Origin of the sequence: Massilia aurea (assembly GCF_024753205.1) — a bacterium.
In the GTDB taxonomy this organism is placed as follows: Bacteria; Pseudomonadota; Gammaproteobacteria; order Burkholderiales; family Burkholderiaceae_D; genus Telluria; species Telluria aurea.
On the sequence record NZ_JANUGZ010000004.1, the window covers coordinates 288,150 to 308,733 of the forward strand.

Genomic DNA, 20,584 nt, shown 5'->3' on the forward strand with positions numbered 1-20,584 from the left:
GTGCGCATCGCAGGTCGATGGCTTTAACGTTTCTATCCCGAATTTTTCAATGGTCGTTTTCATGGATGGCATACGTTGACCACCATTGCCGTCTATAGCTATAGCGTCGCCGCGATCGGTTTCTTGCTGCTGATCGGCCTGCTGTTTACCATCTGGCGCGGCCGCACGCAGGTTGCCGCCATTGCCCTCGCGTGCGGCTTTACCGCGCTCTGGTCCGCCGCCCTGGCCGGGCAGGCTGCCACCGGCCACGAACTGTGGTCGGTCTGGACCGACACCCTCGAAATCCTGCGCAGCGCCGCCTGGTGCGTCGTGCTGCTGATCTTGCTGGGCAACTCGCGCGATCCCGCCAGCCGCTGGCCGTTCAACCTGCGTACACCCATCTTCATCGGTGCGGTTTGCTATGGGCTCCTGCTGCTGGTGACAGTGTTCGTGCGTACCGACCTGATGCTCAATCTGGATGGCGGCCTGCTGCCCAACGTCACGGCGCGCGTGTGCCAGGCGGTGCTGGGCATGCTGCTCGTCGAGCAGGTCTACCGCAACAAGACGATCCAGGAACGCTGGGCGATCAAGTTCGCCTGCCTGGGCATCGGTGCGATGTTCGCCTACGACTTCTATATGTACAGCCAGGCGATGCTGTTCCACGACATGCACCCCGACACCTGGGCCGCGCGCGGCATCGTCAATGCGCTGGCCATGCCGCTGATCGGCACCGCCGTCAAGCGCAGCACGTCGCGTTCGAACGCACTGGTGCTGTCGCGCCGCGTGATGTTCCATTCGACCGCGCTGTTCGGCTCGGCGATCTATCTGCTGGCGATGGGTTTTGCCGGCTACTACCTGCGCTATTTCGGCGGCAGCTGGGGCGGCGTGATGCAGGTCGCGTTCCTGTGCGGCGCCTTGCTGCTGCTGACCGGAACCCTGTTCTCGGGCACCTTCCGTGCCTGGCTCAAGGTCTTCATCAGCAAGCATTTCTACAGTTACGGCTACGACTACCGCGAGGAGTGGATGCGCTTCACGCGCACCCTGTCGTCGGGCGGCACGCACATCGGCGAGCGCGCGATCGAGGCGGTCGGCGCGCTGGTGGAAAGCCCGGGCGGCGTGTTGTGGCAGCGCCGCGACGACGATGGCGGCCATTATCAGCCGGTGGCGGGGTGGCAAGCCACCAGTACCGCGACCGAGCCGGCCGACTCGAATTTCTGTCACTTCCTGGAATCCACCCAGTGGGTGATCGACCTGCGCGAATACGCTGCGCTGCCCGAAAAATACGGCGACCTCGTCTTGCCGGCGTGGCTCATCGCGTTTCCGCGCGGCTGGCTGGTGGTGCCCTTGATCCTGCATGGCAAGCTGTTCGGCTTCGTCGTGCTGCAGGATGCGCGCAGCGCCGTGTCGCTGAACTGGGAAGTGTTCGACCTGCTCGAAATCGCCGGCAGCCAGGCCGCCAGTTACCTGGCGCAGCAGGACGCCGCGAACGAGCTGATGGTGGCGCGCCAGTTCGAGTCGTTCAACCGCATGTCGACCTTCGTCGTGCATGACCTGAAAAACCTGGTAGGCCAGTTGTCGCTGATGAACGCCAACGCTGAAAAGCACCGCGACAATCCCGAATTCCAGCGCGATATGCTCGATACCGTGACACACTCGGTCGACAAGATGAAAATGATGCTGCAAAAGCTCAGTCGCAACGATGCGCCGGAACGGCCGTTGCCGCTGCGCGTCGAGAACGTGGTGCGCCAGGCGATTGCGCTCAAGAGCGCGTTCGAGCCGCACCCGGTGCTGGACGTGGTCGATGCGGGTCTTCTGGTACTGGCCGACGGCGAGCGCCTCGAGCGCGTGCTGGGCCACCTGATCCAGAACGCGATCGAAGCCACACCGCGCAGCGGCCGTGTCAGCGTATCGATTGCCCGCATGGGCGCGCAGGTCAGCGTGACCGTGGCCGATACCGGCGCCGGCATGAGCGAAGAATTCATCCGCGAGCGGCTGTTCAAGCCGTTCGAATCGACCAAGCCGGCCGGTATGGGCATCGGCGTGTTCGAAAGCCGGGAATACATCCACGAACTGGGCGGGGCGCTGGCATTGACCAGCGTGCCCGCGCAGGGAAGCACATTTACCGTCACGTTGCCGCTGTACCGCGAGGCTGGTGCCGAGCGCGCTGCGTGATGAAAGGACAACCGTGAGCCAAAACAAACCAAAACTGCTGATCATCGAAGACGACCCGGGCCTGCAAAAGCAGCTGCGCTGGAGTTTCGACGCGTATGACGTGGTGGTCGCCGACGACCGCGAAAGCGCGCTGGCGCAGATCCGCCGCCATGAGCCGGCCGTGGTCACGATGGACCTGGGCCTGCCGCCCGACCCGGACGGTTCGACCGAAGGCCTGGCCACGCTGCAGCAGATCCTGGCGCTGGCGCCGGAAACGCGCGTGATCGTCCTCACCGGTAACCAGGACCGCGCCAATGCGGTCAAGGCGATCGCGTTGGGCGCCTACGATTTCCACCAGAAGCCGCCCGAGCCCGAGGTGCTCAACCTGGTCATCCAGCGCGCGTTCTTTTTGCACAATCTGCAGGAAGAAAACCGCCGCATGTCCTCCAGCCAGGCCGACTCGCCGATGGCTGGCGTGATCAGCCGCGACCCCGGCATGCTCAAGCTGTGCCGCAGTATCGAGAAGGTCGCTCCGACCTCGGCCTCGGTGATGCTGCTGGGCGAATCGGGCACCGGCAAGGAAGTGCTGGCACGCGCGGTGCACGCGATCTCGCCCCGCGCCAAGGAGCGCTTCGTGGCCATCAACTGCGCCGCGATTCCCGAGAACCTGCTCGAGAGCGAATTGTTCGGCTACGAAAAAGGCGCCTTTACCGGCGCGGCCAAGCAGACCAAGGGCAAGGTCGAACTGGCCCACGGCGGCACGTTCTTCCTTGATGAAGTGGGTGACCTGCCGATGGCGCTGCAGGCCAAGCTGCTGCGCTTCTTGCAGGAGCGCGTGATCGAGCGCATCGGCGGGCATGAAGAAATCGCCGTCGACGTGCGCATCGTCTGCGCCACGCACCAGAAGCTCAAGGAATTGTGCAGCACCGGGCGCTTCCGCGAAGACTTGTATTACCGCCTGTCCGAGATCGTCGTGACGATTCCGCCGCTGCGCAACCGCCAGGGCGATGCGGCCCTGCTGGCGCATCACTTCAAGAACAAGTTCTGCGCGCAGGAATCGCGCCCGACGCTGCACTTCTCGCAGGACGCGATCGCCGCGATCGAAGGCTATGCGTGGCCGGGCAATGTGCGCGAGATGGAAAACTGCGTCAAGCGCGCCGTGATCATGGCCGATGGCCCGACCATCGTGGCCGACGACCTGGGCCTGCCTGAAGGCGACACGCCGGTCGAGGAACCGCTGAACCTGCGCCAGGTGCGCGACGAGGCGGAGCAGGGCGCCATCGTGAAAGCGCTGGCGCGCGCGGACGGCAATATCGTCAAGGCCTCGGAAATGCTGGGCATCAGCCGCCCGACGATGTATGACCTGATGAACCGCCACGGCATCAAGAGCAGCACATGATGCGCAAGGCGGTGGCCGGCGCCCTCGCGCTGCTGGCGGTGGGCGCCATCGGCGCAGCCTGGGTGGTCGAACGGGTGGGCGTCACGCCGCGTGCGCTGGCCCCGTACATCGAAAAGCGCACCAGCGGTCATAACCCGGCCATCGTCAAGGCGGGGCAGGCCAGCGCGGCGCTGCTGCTGCGGCTCGATCGGGGCGAACCGGCACTGCCGGCTGCGCTTGCCGTGACCCTGGGCGCGCAACCGGCCGCCGTCGGCGTCGATGCTCCTGGCGCCATCGCGGTGGCCACGCCGGATGCGCTGCGCGCGGCGCTGGCGCAGGCCAACCCGGGCGATACGATCACGCTGCTGCCGGGCGTGTACCGGTTCGGCGGCGCGCCGCTGGATGTCAATCGCCCGGGCCGTGCCGGCGCCCCGATCGTCGTGCGCGCCTTGAAGCCGGGCAGCGCCCAGCTCGAGTTCGACCTGGTCGAGGGCTTTCGTGTCCAGGCGCCGCACTGGCGTTTCGAAAACCTGGCCATCCGCGGCGTGTGCGCCGAGGACCGCTATTGCGAGCATGCGTTTCACGTGGTGGGCGCGGCCAGCGGTTTCGTCGCGCGCAATAACACGATCACGGACTTCAATGCCCATTTCAAGATCAATGGCCAACAGGGGCGCTTTCCCGACGACGGCCTGATCGAACAGAACACGCTGACGGCAACGCACGTGCGCCAGACGTCCAACCCGGTCACGCCGATCGATCTTGTCGCCGCCAGCGGCTGGACCATGCGCGCCAACCTGATCAGCGATTTTTTCAAGGGCGAGGGCGACATGGTCAGCTACGGGGCGTTCGCCAAGGGCGCTGGCAGCGGCAACCTCTTCGAGCGCAACCTGGTGTGGTGCGAGCGCACCCTGCGCGGGCCGGGCCAGCGGGTGGGCCTGTCGCTGGGCGGCGGCGGCACCGGTGCAGCCGTGTGCCGCGACGGGCGCTGCATCACCGAACAGGAACAAGGCACCTTGCGCGCCAATCTCGTGATGGGCTGTTCGGACGTCGGTATTTATCTCAACAGCGCGGCGCGCAGCAACGTCGTGGACAATACCTTGCTCGATACGGGCGGAATCGACGTGCGTTATGCAACCAGCAGCGCGCGCCTGGACGGCAATCTGGTCGATGGCCCCATCCGCAGCCGCGACAGCGGCTTGCTGCATCTGGAAGACAACCGCAGCACGGCGCTGTGGCAGATGTTTGCCGGCTACCATCCGGTGCGCAGCCTGTTCGCGGCGCCTGGCAGCGGCGATCTGGGTTGGCGCAGCGGGGCGCCCGAACGCGCCTCAAGCGCGGTCGGCGGCATCGATCTGTGCGGTGCGAAGCGTGGCCGGAGCGCCGTCTATGGCGCGTTCGACGACTTCAGCGGCTGCCTGGCGCGCCAGGGCCGCTGAGCGGGGTTTATCAGCTGTGTTATCAGACTGTGTTACCAGCTGTGTTACCAGCTGCCCAGCCAGGCGCCGGTCCAGTGCGCGACCTGATCGCGCCAGACGCGGCGTGAGAACGTGTGGTCGGCCCGGTCGATCCGGTACTGGGTGACGCGCGAGGATTGCAGGAGCTGGCGCCATTTCGGCGTGGCCTCGGCCAGGTCGCAGAATTCGCGACCGGTCAGGTCGGCGCCACTGATGATCACCAGCACCCGGCCAGTAAAGGCGTGCAGGCCGGCGTGCATCCGGTCGGGCAGGGCCAGCGTGGTGCGCGGCGCCGTTCCGGTGCCGAACGCAGTGCGCACCAGCTGGAACATCGAGGCCAGCGAGCGCTGGTAATTGAAGCTGCCGCGCAGCACCCGTGCCCAGAAGGCGCGGTCGACCAGGCGATCGCGGTAATAGTGACGCAGCGTGGTGCGTGCAATGCTGTCGGGCGTGCGGATCCAGGGATTGAGCAGCACCACGCCGCTCACGCGCGCGTCCAGCGGTGCGTACATCATGGCGGCCGATGCGCCGTCGCACAGACCCCACAAGACGATTTCACGCACCCCGGGCGCGGCGGCCATGAAGGCATCGATGGCTGCTGCGATATCGTCCTGGACGTCGCCGAATGCGCGCTCGGCGCCTTCGCTGTCGCCCATGCCGCGGTAATCGAAGCGCATGGCGGCGATGCCGTTCATGGCCAGGCTGCGCGCGAGCAGCGTGAACTGGCGGTGGCTGCCGGCGCGGTATTGCGGCCCGCCCACCACCACCAGCACGGCGCGCGTGCCCGGCGTCTCAGGCAGGTGCATCACGCCATACAGGCTGTCGCCCTGGCAGTCGAAGGTCACAACCCGTTCTTCAATGTCCATGACCGAGTTCCTGCAACGCCGTCGAGGTGGCTGCCAGCCAGGCCGGCGAGATCGTGATTTCAGGGGTGGTCCAGAAGGGCGGGCAGTGCACCTGGTGCAATGTCAGGTCGACCTGGCGCTCGAGCCAGGCAGCGCTCGCGCGCGCCGTGCCGGGGGACACGCCGGGCGAGGCGCCCTGGCCGGTCATACCCAGCGCTTCGAACCAGTGCACCGGGCAGGCCGGCGTGAACTTTTCGAGCGCTGCCAGCGCGTCGATGGCGGCGGCCAGTTCGGGCGCCAGGTCATAGCCGCTGATCTCGAGCGTCTGGCCCGCCTGCAGCGAGGCGCGCAGGGCCGCTGTGCCGGTGTGCCCTGAGGCGCCTTCGGCCAGCAGCGCGCCAACCGTGCGCAGGCGCAGGAACTGGGTCAGATAGGCCGAGCCGCTCAGCACCGGCTGCCACAAAATAAGTGCCTTGACCGGGTGCTGCGCAGTACGCGCATAGTCCAGCGCGAGCAGGGCGCCCAGGCGCAGGCCCCACAGCAGCAGCGGCTGGCCGAGGCGCGCCTCGAGCCACCGCGCGCCAGCAGCCAGGTCGTCTTTCCAGATGTCCCAGCGGGCGTCGCCGAAATCGCCGCTGCTGTCGCCGCAGCCGTACAGGTCGAGTTGCAGCACGCCATAGCCGAGAGCCGCCATGTCACGCGCCTGCAGCGCCACGATCCGGCGCGAACGGTTCATTTCTTCGGCAAAGGGCGGTACGTACAGCACCGCACCACGGCTTGGACCGTGCGGCGGATGAAACAGGCAAAAGCGCTGGCCTGTACCGGTCTTCAGGAAGAACGGCTCGGCGTGAGGCGTAACCTGGCTGGCTGTCATTCGGCCTGCTTCTGCGCGACAAACGCAGCGAGCGTGCCGAGGGTGGCGAAGGTGCTGGCGCTGATGTCGTCGTCGTCGATGGCGATGCCGAAACGTTCTTCGAGGGCGCCGATCAGGCTGACCACGGCCATCGAATCGAGCTCCGGCAGGCTGCCCAGCAGGGGCGAATCTTCGCTCAGGTGCTGACCCGACTCACCCAGGGCCAGCACATCAATCAGGATGGTCTTTACTTCTTCGAAGTACATAATCGTCATTCTCGTCTGGAGGAACCTTGATCGAATTATACAGTCGGTAGCAGCCGACCCAGTCTCATCTTGACCGTGGCGCCCATGCGGTGCACTTCGTCCAGCAATTCGTGGCGGGTAACGCGCAACATCAGGTACCAGAACAGGGCCAGTGGCGTGAGCATCACCAGAAGGCGCACCAGCGCCGGCCAGTCGGCGGGGACGGCCAGGTTGAGCAGCGCACCTGCTGCTGCCGTGCCGGCCGCCACCCAGGCGCTTGGCACCATGGCGCGCAATAACGGGATCAGGCCCCAGTGGAAATAGCGCTGCTGTTGCATGATGACGATCGGCGTGGCGGCGAGCGAGGCCCAGCACAGCGCCCAGGCAAAGCCCGTCAGGCCGCCGTCGAACAGGGCCACGCCAAAACCGATGCGGGTGGCCAGGGTGACCAGGACCGGGATCGCACTCAGGTACGGGCGGCCGATCGCGACGATGGCCGGGTGGATGTAATTGAAGGTCATGCCCACTGCGGCGGCAATCGTCAGTGGCAGGATCGCCGGCACGCTGGCCAGCCAGGTCGCGCCGTACAGCGCCAGCACGATTTCATGGCCCAGCAGGGCGGTCAGCGCCAGCGCCGGCCAGCCGACGCCGGTCAGCAGCGCCGTCGCCCGGCTCATGGTGGGGATCAGGGATTCGCCACGGTGGTAGGTCTGGGCCAGGTATGACACGGCGCCGTAATTGACGGTCGAACCGGCGACATAGGTAAAAATGGTCACCGTCGAATTTGCGCGGCTGAGCAGGCCGACCAGGCGCGCCGAACCCAGCTTGCCCAGCAGGATATCCGGAATGGCATTGTTGATCGCCACGGTGCAGCTGGTCAGGAGCGAGCCCAGGCCGAAGTGGGCCACGCCGCGCCAGTGCCGGAACGACGGGGTCCATGGCATGTTTTTCGGCCGCAGCGGAATATACGCGATGGCGCAGGCCAGGATATTGATCAGGTTCGCCCAGGCCAGGCTCATGCTGCCAAAGCCCAGCTTGGCCAGCACCAGGCAGCTGATGCAGAAACTGGACGTGCCCACGGCCATCACGATGGCCTGCTTTTCGGCGGCAAATTCGCGGGTCAGCAACGCATTGGTGACCGTGCCGAACGGGATGAACAGGAAGCCGATGGCCAGCACCTGCATGACCGGCACGATCTCGGGCTCGTTGAACCAGCGCCCGATCCAGCCGCTGGCCAGGAACATGACGGTGGCGATCAGCCACGAGGTCGTAAACACGACGCCGGTGGCCGAGCGAATCTTGTCTGGTGTAAGTACCGACTCACGCTGCAGATAGGTCGATACGCCGAAGTCCCGGAACACGTGGGCCAGGTTCACGAACACGACCGTCATCGAGTAGACGCCGATCTCGCTGGGGCTGAGCATGCGCGCCAGCAGCACGCTGACAATGAATTGCAGGAGCGCTGCGCCGGACGAGGAGAAAAAGTTGATGACCAGCGAGCGGCGCAGATTTACCATACAGCGTGTTACCAGGTGACGATCGGACTATGCGGCGACGCCGCGGATCAGGCCAATGGCTTGACGGGACGTCACTTCATACTTGTTATTGAGGAAACGCATCGAACCGATGAAGTGGAAGAATGCCGTGTCGGCGGTCGCCATGTCGGGGGTGGCGTATTTCGGGAACGGCAATGCGCGCGTGCCCGGCATGTTCGACGCGACGTAGTTGGACGTGATCTGTTCGGTGCCCCACTCGCGCCAGCGCTCGCCAAACTTGCCGCCCAGCCGGCGCGAAAAGTCGAGCATCGTCTCGCGCATCGTGTCCGAGCGCGGAAAACCGGAGAACCCGGAGCAGCCGCGGATATAGCGGGCGTTGTCCGGCAAGCCGACCATCACCATTTCGGTTTCAACAATCCCCTGGATGTGGGCGCCCGGCTTGATCCAAGGCAAAGCGTTTTCGCGCGTTGCCTGCAGCGAGCGCACTGGCGTGTCCGGCATTTCGCCCAGCACGAAACCGTTGCCGGCGCGGATGGCCTCGAGCACTTCGGGAATGGGCTGGACCGTCAGCGTGTCGGCATCGAGCTGGATCACGTAATTGTCGCGCACGTATTCCGAGATCGCGAACAGGCGCTCCCAGGTACCGCCACGCGGGATGTCCGGGTGGGTGAATTCATCGGCGCGGCGCAGCTCGATATGCGGCACGTGCTGCTTGAGCACAGCGCGATCGGCTTCGGTAATCGATGGATCGCAGACCACCACGATGCGCTGCGGGTTCAGGAAGTGGATGAACGATTTGACGGCAACCAGATAGACGTGGACGTCGCGCGCTTGCACCATCGACAGCAGCATGAAGGGCAGATCGCCCCGTGACGCAGGCTTGGTTTGCATGATCTTCAGGGCCACCTTCTGGTGGCGGCCCTTGAAATAATCGCGCTTGACTCGCTGGATGACTCTGTTCATCAACGACATGTACACAAACTCCTGATTTGACGATAGCTTCAGGCTGAACGCCTGTTTCCTGATGTTGACAGAAACACACTAACCAGTGTATTTCTTGCTAATACGCATGACATTATAAGCTGCAACGCTCATTGCACGCGGTACCCGGCGAGATTGTTGTGATCGAAAGGTAACGGCAGCAAAGGCAGTGGCGGCAGACAAGGACCGGCCGATCATTGCGCACCCACAAGCGCACTGGCCGGGCGTTCGGTGTATCCGAACGCCCGGCCAGAAGACGTGCCAGGGGTTAGCTTAGCGTGGGACGATGGCCCACTGCGGTGCATCCGGATAATACGGCGGTGCACTACGGCCAGCCAGCAGCGCCCATGCCTGGGTGGCATTCGGAGTGCCCGCGGCCACGGCGACTGCCAGGGCCGGCTGCATATTCGACGGATACCCGATCGACGAGTCGGAATAGCCGGTCATGCGACCCACCTGCCACTGGAAACCATGGGCCAGCGTCAGGTAGTCGACCTGGGCCTGGCTGTTGCACGCCTGGTCGATGTATTTCAGGCCCTTCGGATGGGTGAATTTGCGGCCATCGTCGTTGTAGTAGTCAGTGCCGTCATAGTTGGCCTTGTACAATTTTTCGAAGCTGTCGTAGATCGGGGTGGTCGGCGAATCGCGGAACTTGAGGCCGTAGGCGGCGCCCTGGATCCAGCAGTAGCCTGGCGCGGTCATGCGGCCAACCGAGTATTTCGCTTTCCACTGCAGGATCGGGGTCGCTTTGGCAAAACCCAGTTCGGACAGGTAACCGAAGCTCCAGGTCAGGAAATCGTCCTGCCACGGCGCCGAGGCATCGACCTGGAAGGCATTTTCACCCGAGCCGTCATACACGCCCAGCTTGTTCGGATTTCCCACGACATAGGTCGCATGGTAGAAGTCCAGGTTATTCTCGAGCTGCTTGGTGAAGTACGCCTTCAGAGGATCGTTGTCCGGCGTGATGTAAGCACTGTGACCGAGCGTGCGCAGCGACCAGGCCTGGCCGCGCAATTGTTGCCAGCGCACGAGGCCCTTGCCTTCACCGTGGTTATTGGAAGCCGTGCCGAGCGGATTGGACGATGCCCAGAACTGAAGTTCTTCCAGATAGTAATAGTCGCCAGTGACGAGGTAAGGCAGGTAGGCCAGCGATGGCTGGTGCGCCGTATCGGCTTCGAACGGGGTATCGCCGAGGGCGCCGTTGTTGTTGACATAGCGCGGCACTGGCAAAGGACCATATTCACGCAGATTCCAGTGCGTCGTGATGTGCTTGTTGGCCTCGTTATCGGTCCGCACCGGATAGCCGGTCTTTTCGTCGCGGTAGTGAATCGACCAGCTGCCCGAACCATCGGCGGCGGCCATCATCGCATTGCGCGCCCGCTTGTCCATCGACAGCAGATACATCACTGACCAGGTCGGCAGTGGGCCAATGTCGCCCCGGCCACCGGCGGTCGGCATGTACGCCACGATCGGTCCGATGGTCATGGGGCCGGTATTCTCGGCCGTGATGCGCCCGGCAATATTGTTCAGTTCATTGTTCGTTGGCACCACCCGGCTATCGTAGTTCGAGACGGCCTTGGTGGCCATCATGTATGCGCCATTGAGTTTCACGTCCATGACCGGCACGCGTGCGGTGTCCCACCAGCCGGCCTGGTGCCAGCGCGCATGGTGATAATGGGTCAGTGCCGACTTGGCGTACACCGAGCGGCCGCCAACTTCGACATCGACGTCATAGGTCAATTTGCCGCCAGGAACGAACGTCTTGGTGTTTTCGACCACGACATCGACCCGCGCCTGTTTGCCCAGCGCTGAATACCAGCGCACGTCGAAGCGCGCCGTCAACAGCGATTGCGTCACGCCAGCCGCGTTTTTCAGTGGCGCGTTCAGGTGCCACTCGTTGACGACATTGCCCGACAACCAGTTGCGTGGCGCGGTGTCGGCAACCAGCGCGTCAGCCAGCGAGGCAGTGTATTTCTCGCCATTGAGGGTGATGGTCACCTTGCTGGTCAGGCCCGATTTGGCCAGGCTCTGCACGGTCTCGCTGCTTTTGAGCGACGTTGACGACTTGACCAGCTGCAGGGTCTGCGTCTGGCCGGCAGCCAGCTCCGGCAATATGCCAGACACGACAACGTGGCGTACCGAGCCGTCTGCATGCGTGGCCTTGATGTCCGTTTGCAGGCGCAGCAGAGTGCCGTCTGGCAACTTGGCTGCCAGGCCGTCCTTGACGTTCATCTTGCCTGCCATGATGACCTGGCCGAATGTGAATGGCACTTGCTTCTGGGCCGTGCCGGTGTTCTGGAGGCTGAAATCGGTAATCGGATCGCCGGCAACGATCGGCGTCAAGCCGGCTGCCTGGTCGCCTGACGGGGTTGACGAGACTGGCGTGCCGGTGGCCGGTACGGCAGTCTTCGGGGTGAACGCAGTCACCGTCCTTGCCAGGGACGTCGTGTCGCTGGTGGCATCGCCGCCACCGCCGCCGCAGGCGGTCAGCATGACGGTGCACATGGCAGTAATGAGTCGGGTGCTGGTGCTGCGCACGAGCACTTCAGCTGGGTGCAGCGCGAAATTCGTTTCAGCGCTCGCAGATAATGTAGTCAGAGTGTTCATATGAGAATTCATGTAGTTGGGCAACTGATTCGCCAAGGAAAGAATTTCTTCGAAGAACTGAACTTTACCCTGATCCATCATTTGTGTCTTCTGATTCTCCCCAACCTCCATTTGTTTCCACACGAAAACAACAGTTAACGCGCATATTGCCAACATTAAATAACGATGTGTCAAGCGGTTATTGGCTTTAATTGATGAACAGCTATACGAATTAAAATATGTGCAAAGATTCATCGGTCGTTTCCATTCCAGGTCGGGTTGGCAGCGGCCCCATTGGGCAGCACTGGTGAGACTGCGTTTTATCGGGTAATCAAACAGGCATGCATCATCGTGTTCCAGCACAGATGCTTTAATCAAAAATATTTCAAAACAGTAAATTTTGGTGAATCATTCATGCGCTTTTTTATTGATGGCCAGCGCTCCGGTACATCAAATGCTAAATTGCATGAATTACATAAGTAGTTAATTTTTGGAAACTGTAATGGTTTGATTGATATTGCCGGAATAGGAATCTGCAACGGATTTTCTTGTCCATCATCTCCGATACGCGGCGTGCGCGTGGGACGATCTGGCGATCGCAAACGTCCACTTTGGCGCCGGTCCGCACCATGCGATTCGTGTGTGCCAGGTTGCGGGTGTGTTAGGATGGCAAGATTCTTTCCGCGGCGCTGGCCTGCCGCACTCTAACGCACCGAAGGCGAAGAATTGTCATCCCGCGATACTGCCCGTCCCACCGAAAGCAGCCTTCTGGCGCGCCGCGATCCCCATTCGGGCTGCCGTGTCTCGGTCATCGTCCCAACGCGCAACCGGCACGCCTTGCTCGAACGGATGCTCCTGCGCATCCGCTCCCAGACCTTTGGCGATTTCGAAGTCATCGTGGTCGATGACGGCTCCGACGCCGCGAGCCGTCAGGCATGCAGCGACAGCCTCGAGCGCCTCGATAGCCGCTTCCGTGTGATTGAATTGGGCATACCCGGCGGGCCGGGCCATGGCCCGTCGGTGGCGCGCAATGCCGGCATCGATGCGGCGACGGGCGACATCATCACCTTCTGCGACGACGACGATTTCTGGACGGGCGACACCCACCTGGCCGCGATGGTCGACGTGTTCGACAGCCAGCCAGAAGTCGACCTGTACATCGCCAACCAGAGCGCCGTCTCGCACCTTGGCGCCACCGAGCGCAGCGACTGGCTGCCGGCTCTGGTCGGGATGGTTGCCGGCCGCCCGCGCACCCATGCGAACGGCTACCGGATCGCACTCGATGAACTGGTGCGTGCCGGTGGCTTTGCCCAACTGAACATCCTGGCCCTGCGCCGCACGACCGCGCAGGCGATCGGCGGCTTCTGGACCCGCACGTCGTATGAAGAAGACCGCGATTTCTTCTGGCGCGCAGCCGACGCCGCGCGCGCCGTGTTCTTCAATCCCGACGTGATCGCGCAGCACAACGTGCCCGATCCGGCGCGCCAGAACAATCTGTCGCGCCGCTTTTCCCAGGCCGAACGCTGGCTGCTCTCGGCGCTCGTATCGCAGCACATCGCCATGAAGGTCGACAGCACGGCAATCCGCGCGCTGTGCCTGTCGTACGAGGGCGATATCCTGCGCCGGCTGTCGCGTTACTGGTCGGACGAAGGCAAGCATGCGCTGGGCTGGCAATATGCCCGCCGTGCACTGGCCGCGCGCATGTCCCTCAAATGGGCGTTGTATACAGCAGCACTTGGCTGCCGTCAGTTGTTGCGCAAGGGCCAGGCATGAGCACCAGAAACAAGGTCCTCGTCATCGGCGACGACACGCGCAGCTTCCTGTCGACCGTGCGTTCGCTCGGGCGCCAGGGACTCGAAGTGCACGTGGCGCCGTTCGACTTCCGGGCGCCGGCGCTGGCGTCGCGCTATATCCACGCGACCCATTTCCTGCCGTACTACCTCGATGGCGGCCAGGCCTGGCTGGACGCCGTCCTGGCGCTGCTGCGCGAGCACGACTTTTCACTGGTCGTGCCGTGCGACGAGCGGGGGCTGTTGCCGCTGTGCCTGCACCGTGACGCGCTGGGCGCCTTCTGCCCACTGGCGATTCCATCGGCCGAGGCACTCGACATCTACTTCGACAAGGTGCGCACGCGCGACCTGGCCCAGTCGGTGAACGTGCCGGTCGCACCGGGGCGCCTCCTCGCTGCCAACGACACGGCCGACGGCATTGCCGCCGAATTCGGCTTGCCGGTCGTGATCAAGGAACCGATGTCGTACGCGATGCCGGAGCTGTATGTGCGCACCAGCACCCGCATCATCGGTGAACGCGCCGAACTGGTCGCATGGCTGGCGCGCCACGACCATGGGGCCGGTCCGATCCTGCTGGAACAGATGTTCCCCGGCTTCGGCCTGGGCGTCTCGGTGTTGTGCCATGACGGCGCCGTGCTGCAGGCGTTCGAGCACCACCGGGCGCATGAAATGAACGGCAGCAGTTATTACCGCAAGAGCGCGCCGCTCGACCCGCAACGCCTTGCGGCGGTCGAACGCATGGTGCGCGCCAGCCGCTACACGGGCCTGGCGATGTTCGAATTCAAGGTCGATCCCGCCACCGATGGCTGGATCCTGATCGAAGTCAATGCACGTCCCTGGGGCTCGCTGCCGCTGCCGGTATCGATCGGCGTCGATTTCCCGTATCGCCTGTATCGCCTGCTGGCGCTGGGCGAACCGACCACGCCGGTGGACTACCCGGCCGGGCGCTATTGCCGCAACTTGATCCTTGACATGTGGCAGGCCAGGGCGGGCGCGGCCCGCCTGGCGCGCCGCCCGGTCCGCCTGGTGATGCATTGCCTCGCCTGGGGCTGGAGTTTCCATCGCCTGCTGATCGGCAGGGAACACCAGGACACGCTGGTGCTCGACGATGCAGGTCCCGGCTGGCAGGAGCTGCGCGAACTCGCCGGCGGCCGCTTCAGGCGGCGCGCCGCGGTGCAGTCGGGTCAATCCCTCCCGTCGCGCATGGCGAGCCTGTTTGCCGCCAACCCGAACCGGCCGCTGAACGTGTTGTACGTCTGCCAGGGCAACATCAATCGCAGCAGCTATGCCCACCTCAAGTCAGGCCAGCTGTTCGGCGCCAGCGCGCAGTTCGATTCGGCCGGCATGCTGCCCCGTAACCGGCGTGGCTCGCCCACCGTGGCCATCGCGGCGGCGGCGCAGCGCGGCGTCGACATGTCGGCGCACCGTTCACGCCACGCCAGCCGCGCCATGCTCGAAGAGGCCGACCTGGTGATCGTCTTCGACCAGATCAACCTCGACAGCATCGCGGCACGTTATCCCGACCTCAAGGACCGCGTCTTTCTGCTTGGTGAAGCCTGTACTGCGGCGGGCAGCGACTGCCAGATCCTCGACCCCGAAGGCAAGGACGCCAGCACATTCAATGCGACCTATGGCCGCATCGACGAGTGCCTCGTGGCGCTCGCGCAAACGGCACCGGCGCCGGCATCGGCCAACCCAGTACGAGATACCCGTCAATGCTAAGAAAAACCAGCCATCTGCCGGCACGCCTGGGCGCCGGCGCCCGCCCTGTCCTGGTCGTCGTGATCGACACCGAGGAAGAATTCGACTGGACCAAACCGTTCGACCGCGCCAGCGTCGGCACGAGTTCGATCGCCGGCCAGCCATTGATGCACGAGCGGGTCTATGATCGCCTGGGCATCGTGCCGACCTATGTGATCGACTGGCCGGTGGCGACCACGCCGGCCTCGGTGGCCGTGCTGCGCGGGCTGATGGAGGCGGGGCGCTGTGAAATCGGAACGCACCTGCATCCCTGGGTCTCGCCACCGCACGACGAAGAAGTCTCCACCTTCCATTCCTACGCCGGCAATTTGCCGCGGCAGCTCGAGTACGACAAGCTGCGCCAGCTGACCGACGCCATTACACGCTCGTTCGGCCGCGCGCCGACGACGTTCAAGGCCGGGCGCTATGGCCTGGGCGCGCACACGGCTGAATCGATTGCCGCCCTGGGCTACCAGATCGACGCCAGCGTGGTGCCTTACACCGCCTTTACCGACGATGGCGGCCCGGATTTCCGCGCCTACGACGAACACCCGTACACGTTCGAAGCGGGCGGTCGCAGGCTGCTCGAGCTCCCCAACACGGCCGGTTATACTGGCTGGCTGCGCGCGCAGGGCCCGGCGCTGTACGAGCTGGCGCAGCAAGGCTGGGCGCGCAAGCTGCACATGGGCGGCATCCTGTCACGCAGCGGTGCGCTCGAGCGCATCCGTCTAAGCCCCGAAGCCGCCAATGGCGCCGAACTGCGGCGTTTGACCAGTGCGCTGCATGGCGCTGGCTGCGAAGTGTTTTCGCTGACGTATCACAGCCCGTCCATGGTGCCCGGCCATACCCCGTATGTGCGCACCGACGCCGACCTGGAGCGCTTTATTGCGACCGTACACGACTACTGCACCTGGTTCCGCGACGAGCTGGGTGGCGAATTCATGAGCATCACAGGACTGGCTGCGCGCCTGCAGTCCTGATCGGTATCAACCATGCGATCGGGCGCATCCGCGCCGGATCGTGATCCGGTAACGCCAGACTGTACTGGCGCGCCCTGCACCAGCACCCACTCGCCCCGAGTGCGGCATTTACACCACACTTTGATCTTGTCACGACCGTGACGCCAAGACCTGCAGTCCGATCCTGCACCCCCGTTTCTGCCATGTATTGCTAGCAGCAATAGGTATTGTCGATTTAACATTTCAATGCTTTAGCGGCCGGTTCGCACAGGATTGCCGCGCCCTTTTTGCCGACCAGCAGAGAGCGGGTTTCCTTTTATCGAAAAGAAAAATTGTATCTTTTCGTCAGGCTGTTTTCATCTCAGAGATTCGGGACTGCAATTGTCCGGCAGACGCAAAGCGCTGTTTTAGCGACAGCATTATCCATATTGAATTGACTGGCATATTTTTAATAAAAAAGCAACTCATAATGACTATTGCCAATATTAATTTATTAGCAATATAATTACCAGTTGGTTTTTAAGGATTTATTTCTATTTGTATTTCAGCGCCTGAACGACTGACCCCGCGTCCGGTCGGGCTGGTCGTCGCCTATCTGGTCCGTGCTCTGGCTGTCACGCCCTTCCATCCTCCTTGCAGAATAATGAAAAACACTCATCGTCTTCCATATATCGATGCATGGCGATTCTTTGCGATTTTTCTGGTCATTCTTTCGCACGTTATCGAATATAGCCATCCGATTTATCAAAAGGTGCTGCCTGGCCTGATCTGGCGTGTCCATCCTATGGGAACGCTGGGTGTGCATATCTTCTTTTGCATCAGCGGCTATGTCATTTGCAGGGGCATGGTGAAAGAAGTGGCCATTCACGGGGCGGTCAGCATGCGCTATTTCTATCTGCGCCGCGTGCTGCGTATCGTACCGCCACTGATGCTGTATCTGCTGTTTCTTGCTGTTCTGGCGCAGACCGGCAGCATCACCATGAGCGCCCCCCAGTTTGCCCAATCCGCAGCATTTCTCTGCAATATCAGCTTGTTGGGAAATTGTGGCTGGTATGCCGGACATACGTGGAGCCTGGCATTCGAAGAGCAGTTTTATATGATTTTCCCGATGCTGTTCGTTGGCCTGGGAATGGCCCGGAAAAGACGCACCATCCTGCCTGTCATTGGCGTGCTGATTGCCTTCGTGTTATCCGCGCAGCTGGCAGCGCAGCCTCACCTGGCATTATACTTTTCCATTTTCGCGTTCATGCTGTGGGGCTGCGTCTATGCGCTTTACGAAGATGTTCTCGGACCGATGGTCAAGAAACTGCCTGTCGCGCTCTGGTGCGCCGGCATTGCGCTGCTGATAGGCGTACACCTTGTCGCGCTGCCTTGGCTGTGGATGAATGTGGTCTATCCGCTCGTGGCACCTTTGATCATTTGCGCAGTCGTATTTGGCACGCCGCTGGCACGGCTGTCGATTCGCAAGCTGTTCGGCAATCCCGTGCTCGCTTATCTGGGACAGATTTCATACACCATTTATCTGTGGCAGCAGGTTGCGACTGCAGATCACGGCTTCGAGTCGCCGCTGGTGGTGTTTGGTTTGCTCGGCGTGGTCATCCTGCTGGCCCACTTTTCTTACCAGTACCTCGAACTGCCGTTGATCCGGATGGGCCGGCGTCAGCCAGTCGATCAGGGCCTGCTCGGCCCGGACAGTGTACCCATCGGCACTGTCGTCGTGCCGGTGGCACCGGTCAGTCCCGACTGAGCCGGCAGCAGAGGTGGCAGAGGGGCAGAGGGCGCGCTACCGCGCCGGATTGCGCATGGCGTGCAGCCGCGCCAGACCTGGAAACCGGTAGCCGTTCAGGTGGTACATCGTGCGCACCTCGTCAGTCCAGCGCAGGTGCCATTCCATGACGCGGCCATAAAACTCGATCCGCGCAAAGCGCTCGTCGTCGAACAACTGGCGGCACGCTTCTTCGCGCATCAACAGCGCCGGGGATAACTGGCCGGCCAGCTGCTCGTCGTAGGCCGTCTTGAGCACCACGATGCAGTCGCCGCCTTCCACGCACAAGTCCATTGCCGCCAGCTGATCGCCAAGCCAGTAACGATAGACGCTGGCCGCGCCGCGCGCGGCGAAGGCTTCGAGCATCGCGCGGTAAAACTGACCCTGCGCGTTGGCGGCATCGACGGCGGTGCCGCCAGCCGCTTTCCAGCCACTGCCTTCGAGCCGGCCGTAATCGGCCACGGCCTGCGCCATCTGTTCGGGCGCGCGGCAAATGTCCAGGCGCGCCGTGACGCCCTCCTGGCGCAGCCGGTTGCGCTGCTTTTTCAGATTGCTGCGCAGATTCTTGCCACGTGCTTCCCAGAATGCGTCGAAGCCGCCGGCGCCGCGCATCGTGATACGGGCGGTGCGGATATAGTCGGCGGTGCGCAGGCATGCGGCATCCGCCGGGCGCGCCATGAGCGCCGGATCGCATTGGGTCAGGCCGACGAGCAGCGCCGGTCCGGGCAGGCGGGCCAGCAACGGCCGCAGCAGCGGACCGGGCGCCCCGTCATCGCGCTGGAGCCACAGGCCCACCGGCGCCTGGGACGGCTGGAAGGTGTGCCAGACGCCGAAGCCGCCCGGGCTCAAGACCGTCATTGCGTCCGTGATCCCATCCGTGTCATGCCACGCCAGCAGTTCGCGGCCATTGGCGAAGCTGGACAACAGCGCAGCGACGAAATCGGCAGCCAGCAGCGGCGAGGCCGCGCCGGTCGCGTGCAGCGTGTTCCAGCGCGCCATCTGCGCGCCGAACTGGCTGGCCGGCACCACGGTCCAGCTCATGCCGCCACCTTCGCGCTTGCCAGCAGCGCCTGGCGTACGGTGGCGATCATCCAGGCCAGTTCGGTGCTGCGCAAGGCCTGATGGCAGGGCAGGGCGATCATCCGCTGCCCGAGCCCGACGCTGGTGGCGCAGACGCTTGCATCCACACCCGGCCACAGCGTGGCGCCGAAGCGCACCATCGGCACGCCCGCGTGCGCCAGCCGTTCTGCCACCGCATCGGCCTCGTCGACCAGGAGCGGGAACACCCACGGACAGGCACCGTCCGGCAACGTGGCAAACAGCGGCCGGCAGCCCGGCAGATCATGCAGCGCCTCGTGCAATGCCAGGTAATGGCGGCGGCGCCGCGCCACGATCCGTGCATGGGACGCCAGCCGTAGCGTCAGCCGTGAAAACCACGATGAGCGCTTGTCGACCCAGTGCGGATCGAAGCTGTAACTGCTGTCCGATGACGAGGGCGCCAGGCCGGGTGTGATAGCCGCGCCGGTTGCGCCGGCCGGCGCGCGCGCCGCCTTCATCGCGTTCCAGAGCAGTGTCCTGGCGCGCAGCGGCAGGGCCAGGATCATGCGCAGCGCAGGCAGGCGGCCATAGGAAAAACTGGTTTCGAGCGCGGCCAGCGCAGCCTTGGCCTCGAAACCGATCCCGGCCGACTGCAAGTGCGTGTCCAGCGCGTGCCGCCGCGATACCAGGCAACCGCCTTCGTGGATCGGAAAGAACTTCATGCTGCTGCCGATGGCATAATCGCCGCTGCTGCCGACTGCAATGCCGTCACGCTCGCCGAAGAAACAATGGGCGCAGTCTTCGAGCAGACCGATGCCGCGCGCGTCGCACAGCGCGCGCAGCGGCGCCAGATCCTGCGGTATGCCGAAAAAATGGGTCACCATGATGGCTTTGATGGCCTTGGTGCCCGCATGTTCGGCCAGCCTGGCCTGGATGTCGGCCAGGTCGGCGCAGGTGTCGGACAGTACCCGGTAGAACACGACGTCTGCGCCGCACCAGTGCACCGGCGGAATCATCGACGGGCTGTGATAAGCCGGCACCAGCACCAGGTCACCGGCGCCGACGCCCAGCGCGCGCAGCGCCAGGCCGATGGCAATGCGCCCGCTGGTGACGAGGCGCGTCTGGGCGCTGTCCAGCAGCGATGGCAGCGTGCGGCCGCTGTGCGGACCGTCACGAAATGCAGCGAGCGACAGCACGGGAACGGACGGGATCAGGCGGCGAACGGCAACGCTGGTGTGTATACTCGGCATTATCGAAATATACCATGCTGCCCCCTGCGCCCAAGGCTCAGCTTTCCCCAAGGCATTGCTTTCGTATTGTTTTG

The 20,584-nt window shown here is 63.6% G+C and carries 15 protein-coding genes; 7 read left to right on the forward strand and 8 right to left on the reverse strand.

What is annotated here, in order from left to right; all coding sequences use genetic code 11:
* Positions 1 to 75 precede the first annotated feature (75 nt).
* The 3 genes from prsK to NX775_RS16415 are packed head-to-tail and all read left to right on the forward strand — an operon-like array spanning position 76 to position 4,944.
* A complete protein-coding gene (gene prsK / locus NX775_RS16405; protein WP_258836972.1) occupies positions 76 to 2,151 on the forward strand; it encodes an XrtA/PEP-CTERM system histidine kinase PrsK in 2,076 nt (691 codons plus the stop codon).
* Between the two features lie 13 nt (positions 2,152 to 2,164).
* Positions 2,165 to 3,529, forward strand: a complete 1,365-nt coding sequence (gene prsR / locus NX775_RS16410; RefSeq protein ID WP_258836973.1) for a PEP-CTERM-box response regulator transcription factor — start codon at positions 2,165 to 2,167, stop codon at positions 3,527 to 3,529.
* Positions 3,526 to 4,944 (forward strand): right-handed parallel beta-helix repeat-containing protein, encoded by a 1,419-nt coding sequence (locus NX775_RS16415; RefSeq protein WP_258836974.1) that lies wholly within the window; start codon positions 3,526 to 3,528, stop codon positions 4,942 to 4,944. Before prsR ends, NX775_RS16415 begins: the two co-directional genes overlap by 4 nt.
* A 44-nt stretch (positions 4,945 to 4,988) precedes the next feature.
* On the opposite strand, the gene NX775_RS16420 is transcribed toward NX775_RS16415, so the two are convergent.
* The 6 genes from NX775_RS16420 to NX775_RS16445 form a co-directional block, all read right to left on the reverse strand.
* Complete coding sequence (locus tag NX775_RS16420; protein WP_258836975.1) at positions 4,989 to 5,828, reverse strand: hydrolase 1, exosortase A system-associated; 840 nt, start codon at positions 5,826 to 5,828, stop codon at positions 4,989 to 4,991.
* On the reverse strand, positions 5,818 to 6,681 hold the full coding sequence (locus NX775_RS16425) for a hydrolase 2, exosortase A system-associated (RefSeq protein ID WP_258836976.1): 864 nt from the start codon (positions 6,679 to 6,681) through the stop codon (positions 5,818 to 5,820). Before NX775_RS16425 ends, NX775_RS16420 begins: the two co-directional genes overlap by 11 nt.
* Complete coding sequence (locus NX775_RS16430; protein WP_258837406.1) at positions 6,678 to 6,926, reverse strand: acyl carrier protein; 249 nt, start codon at positions 6,924 to 6,926, stop codon at positions 6,678 to 6,680. Before NX775_RS16430 ends, NX775_RS16425 begins: the two co-directional genes overlap by 4 nt.
* A 35-nt stretch (positions 6,927 to 6,961) precedes the next feature.
* Positions 6,962 to 8,422, reverse strand: a complete 1,461-nt coding sequence (locus tag NX775_RS16435) for an oligosaccharide flippase family protein (RefSeq protein ID WP_258836977.1) — start codon at positions 8,420 to 8,422, stop codon at positions 6,962 to 6,964.
* Between the two features lie 27 nt (positions 8,423 to 8,449).
* On the reverse strand, positions 8,450 to 9,373 hold the full coding sequence (locus tag NX775_RS16440) for a glycosyltransferase family protein (protein ID WP_258836978.1): 924 nt from the start codon (positions 9,371 to 9,373) through the stop codon (positions 8,450 to 8,452).
* Positions 9,374 to 9,655: 282 nt separating this feature from the next.
* The gene (locus NX775_RS16445; RefSeq protein ID WP_258836979.1) at positions 9,656 to 11,989 is read right to left on the reverse strand and encodes a hypothetical protein; all 2,334 of its coding nucleotides are present in this window, start codon (positions 11,987 to 11,989) and stop codon (positions 9,656 to 9,658) included.
* Between the two features lie 705 nt (positions 11,990 to 12,694).
* On the opposite strand from NX775_RS16445, the gene NX775_RS16450 reads away from it, so the two are divergent.
* The 4 genes from NX775_RS16450 to NX775_RS16465 all read left to right on the forward strand — a co-directional run bounded on the left by NX775_RS16450 (position 12,695) and on the right by NX775_RS16465 (position 18,204).
* Entirely contained in the window at positions 12,695 to 13,741 is a 1,047-nt protein-coding gene (locus NX775_RS16450) for a glycosyltransferase family 2 protein (RefSeq protein WP_258836980.1), read from the forward strand.
* The gene (locus tag NX775_RS16455; RefSeq protein ID WP_258836981.1) at positions 13,738 to 15,480 is read left to right on the forward strand and encodes an arsenate reductase/protein-tyrosine-phosphatase family protein; all 1,743 of its coding nucleotides are present in this window, start codon (positions 13,738 to 13,740) and stop codon (positions 15,478 to 15,480) included. Before NX775_RS16450 ends, NX775_RS16455 begins: the two co-directional genes overlap by 4 nt.
* Entirely contained in the window at positions 15,474 to 16,478 is a 1,005-nt protein-coding gene (locus tag NX775_RS16460) for a polysaccharide deacetylase family protein (RefSeq protein WP_258836982.1), read from the forward strand. Before NX775_RS16455 ends, NX775_RS16460 begins: the two co-directional genes overlap by 7 nt.
* A 622-nt stretch (positions 16,479 to 17,100) precedes the next feature.
* Entirely contained in the window at positions 17,101 to 18,204 is a 1,104-nt protein-coding gene (locus NX775_RS16465; RefSeq protein ID WP_258836983.1) for an acyltransferase family protein, read from the forward strand.
* Between the two features lie 36 nt (positions 18,205 to 18,240).
* Here the strand turns inward: NX775_RS16465 and NX775_RS16470 are convergent, their stop codons facing one another.
* Positions 18,241 to 19,263 carry a GNAT family N-acetyltransferase gene (locus NX775_RS16470; RefSeq protein WP_258836984.1) on the reverse strand — a complete coding sequence of 341 codons (1,023 nt, stop codon included), beginning with the start codon at positions 19,261 to 19,263 and terminating at the stop codon, positions 18,241 to 18,243.
* Complete coding sequence (locus tag NX775_RS16475) at positions 19,260 to 20,510, reverse strand: aminotransferase class I/II-fold pyridoxal phosphate-dependent enzyme (RefSeq protein ID WP_258836985.1); 1,251 nt, start codon at positions 20,508 to 20,510, stop codon at positions 19,260 to 19,262. Before NX775_RS16475 ends, NX775_RS16470 begins: the two co-directional genes overlap by 4 nt.
* Positions 20,511 to 20,584 lie beyond the last annotated feature (74 nt).

Coding starts and splice junctions, on each gene's coding strand:
- NX775_RS16455 (WP_258836981.1), top strand. CDS start 13,738: ATGAGCACCAGAAACAAGGTCCTCGTCATCGGCGACGACACGCGCAGC.
- NX775_RS16460 (WP_258836982.1), top strand. CDS start 15,474: ATGCTAAGAAAAACCAGCCATCTGCCGGCACGCCTGGGCGCCGGCGCC.
- NX775_RS16440 (WP_258836978.1), bottom strand. CDS start 9,373: ATGTCGTTGATGAACAGAGTCATCCAGCGAGTCAAGCGCGATTATTTC.
- NX775_RS16475 (WP_258836985.1), bottom strand. CDS start 20,510: ATGCCGAGTATACACACCAGCGTTGCCGTTCGCCGCCTGATCCCGTCC.
- NX775_RS16430 (WP_258837406.1), bottom strand. CDS start 6,926: ATGTACTTCGAAGAAGTAAAGACCATCCTGATTGATGTGCTGGCCCTG.
- NX775_RS16435 (WP_258836977.1), bottom strand. CDS start 8,422: ATGGTAAATCTGCGCCGCTCGCTGGTCATCAACTTTTTCTCCTCGTCC.
- NX775_RS16465 (WP_258836983.1), top strand. CDS start 17,101: ATGAAAAACACTCATCGTCTTCCATATATCGATGCATGGCGATTCTTT.
- NX775_RS16445 (WP_258836979.1), bottom strand. CDS start 11,989: ATGAACACTCTGACTACATTATCTGCGAGCGCTGAAACGAATTTCGCG.
- NX775_RS16415 (WP_258836974.1), top strand. CDS start 3,526: ATGATGCGCAAGGCGGTGGCCGGCGCCCTCGCGCTGCTGGCGGTGGGC.
- NX775_RS16470 (WP_258836984.1), bottom strand. CDS start 19,263: ATGAGCTGGACCGTGGTGCCGGCCAGCCAGTTCGGCGCGCAGATGGCG.
- NX775_RS16420 (WP_258836975.1), bottom strand. CDS start 5,828: ATGGACATTGAAGAACGGGTTGTGACCTTCGACTGCCAGGGCGACAGC.
- NX775_RS16425 (WP_258836976.1), bottom strand. CDS start 6,681: ATGACAGCCAGCCAGGTTACGCCTCACGCCGAGCCGTTCTTCCTGAAG.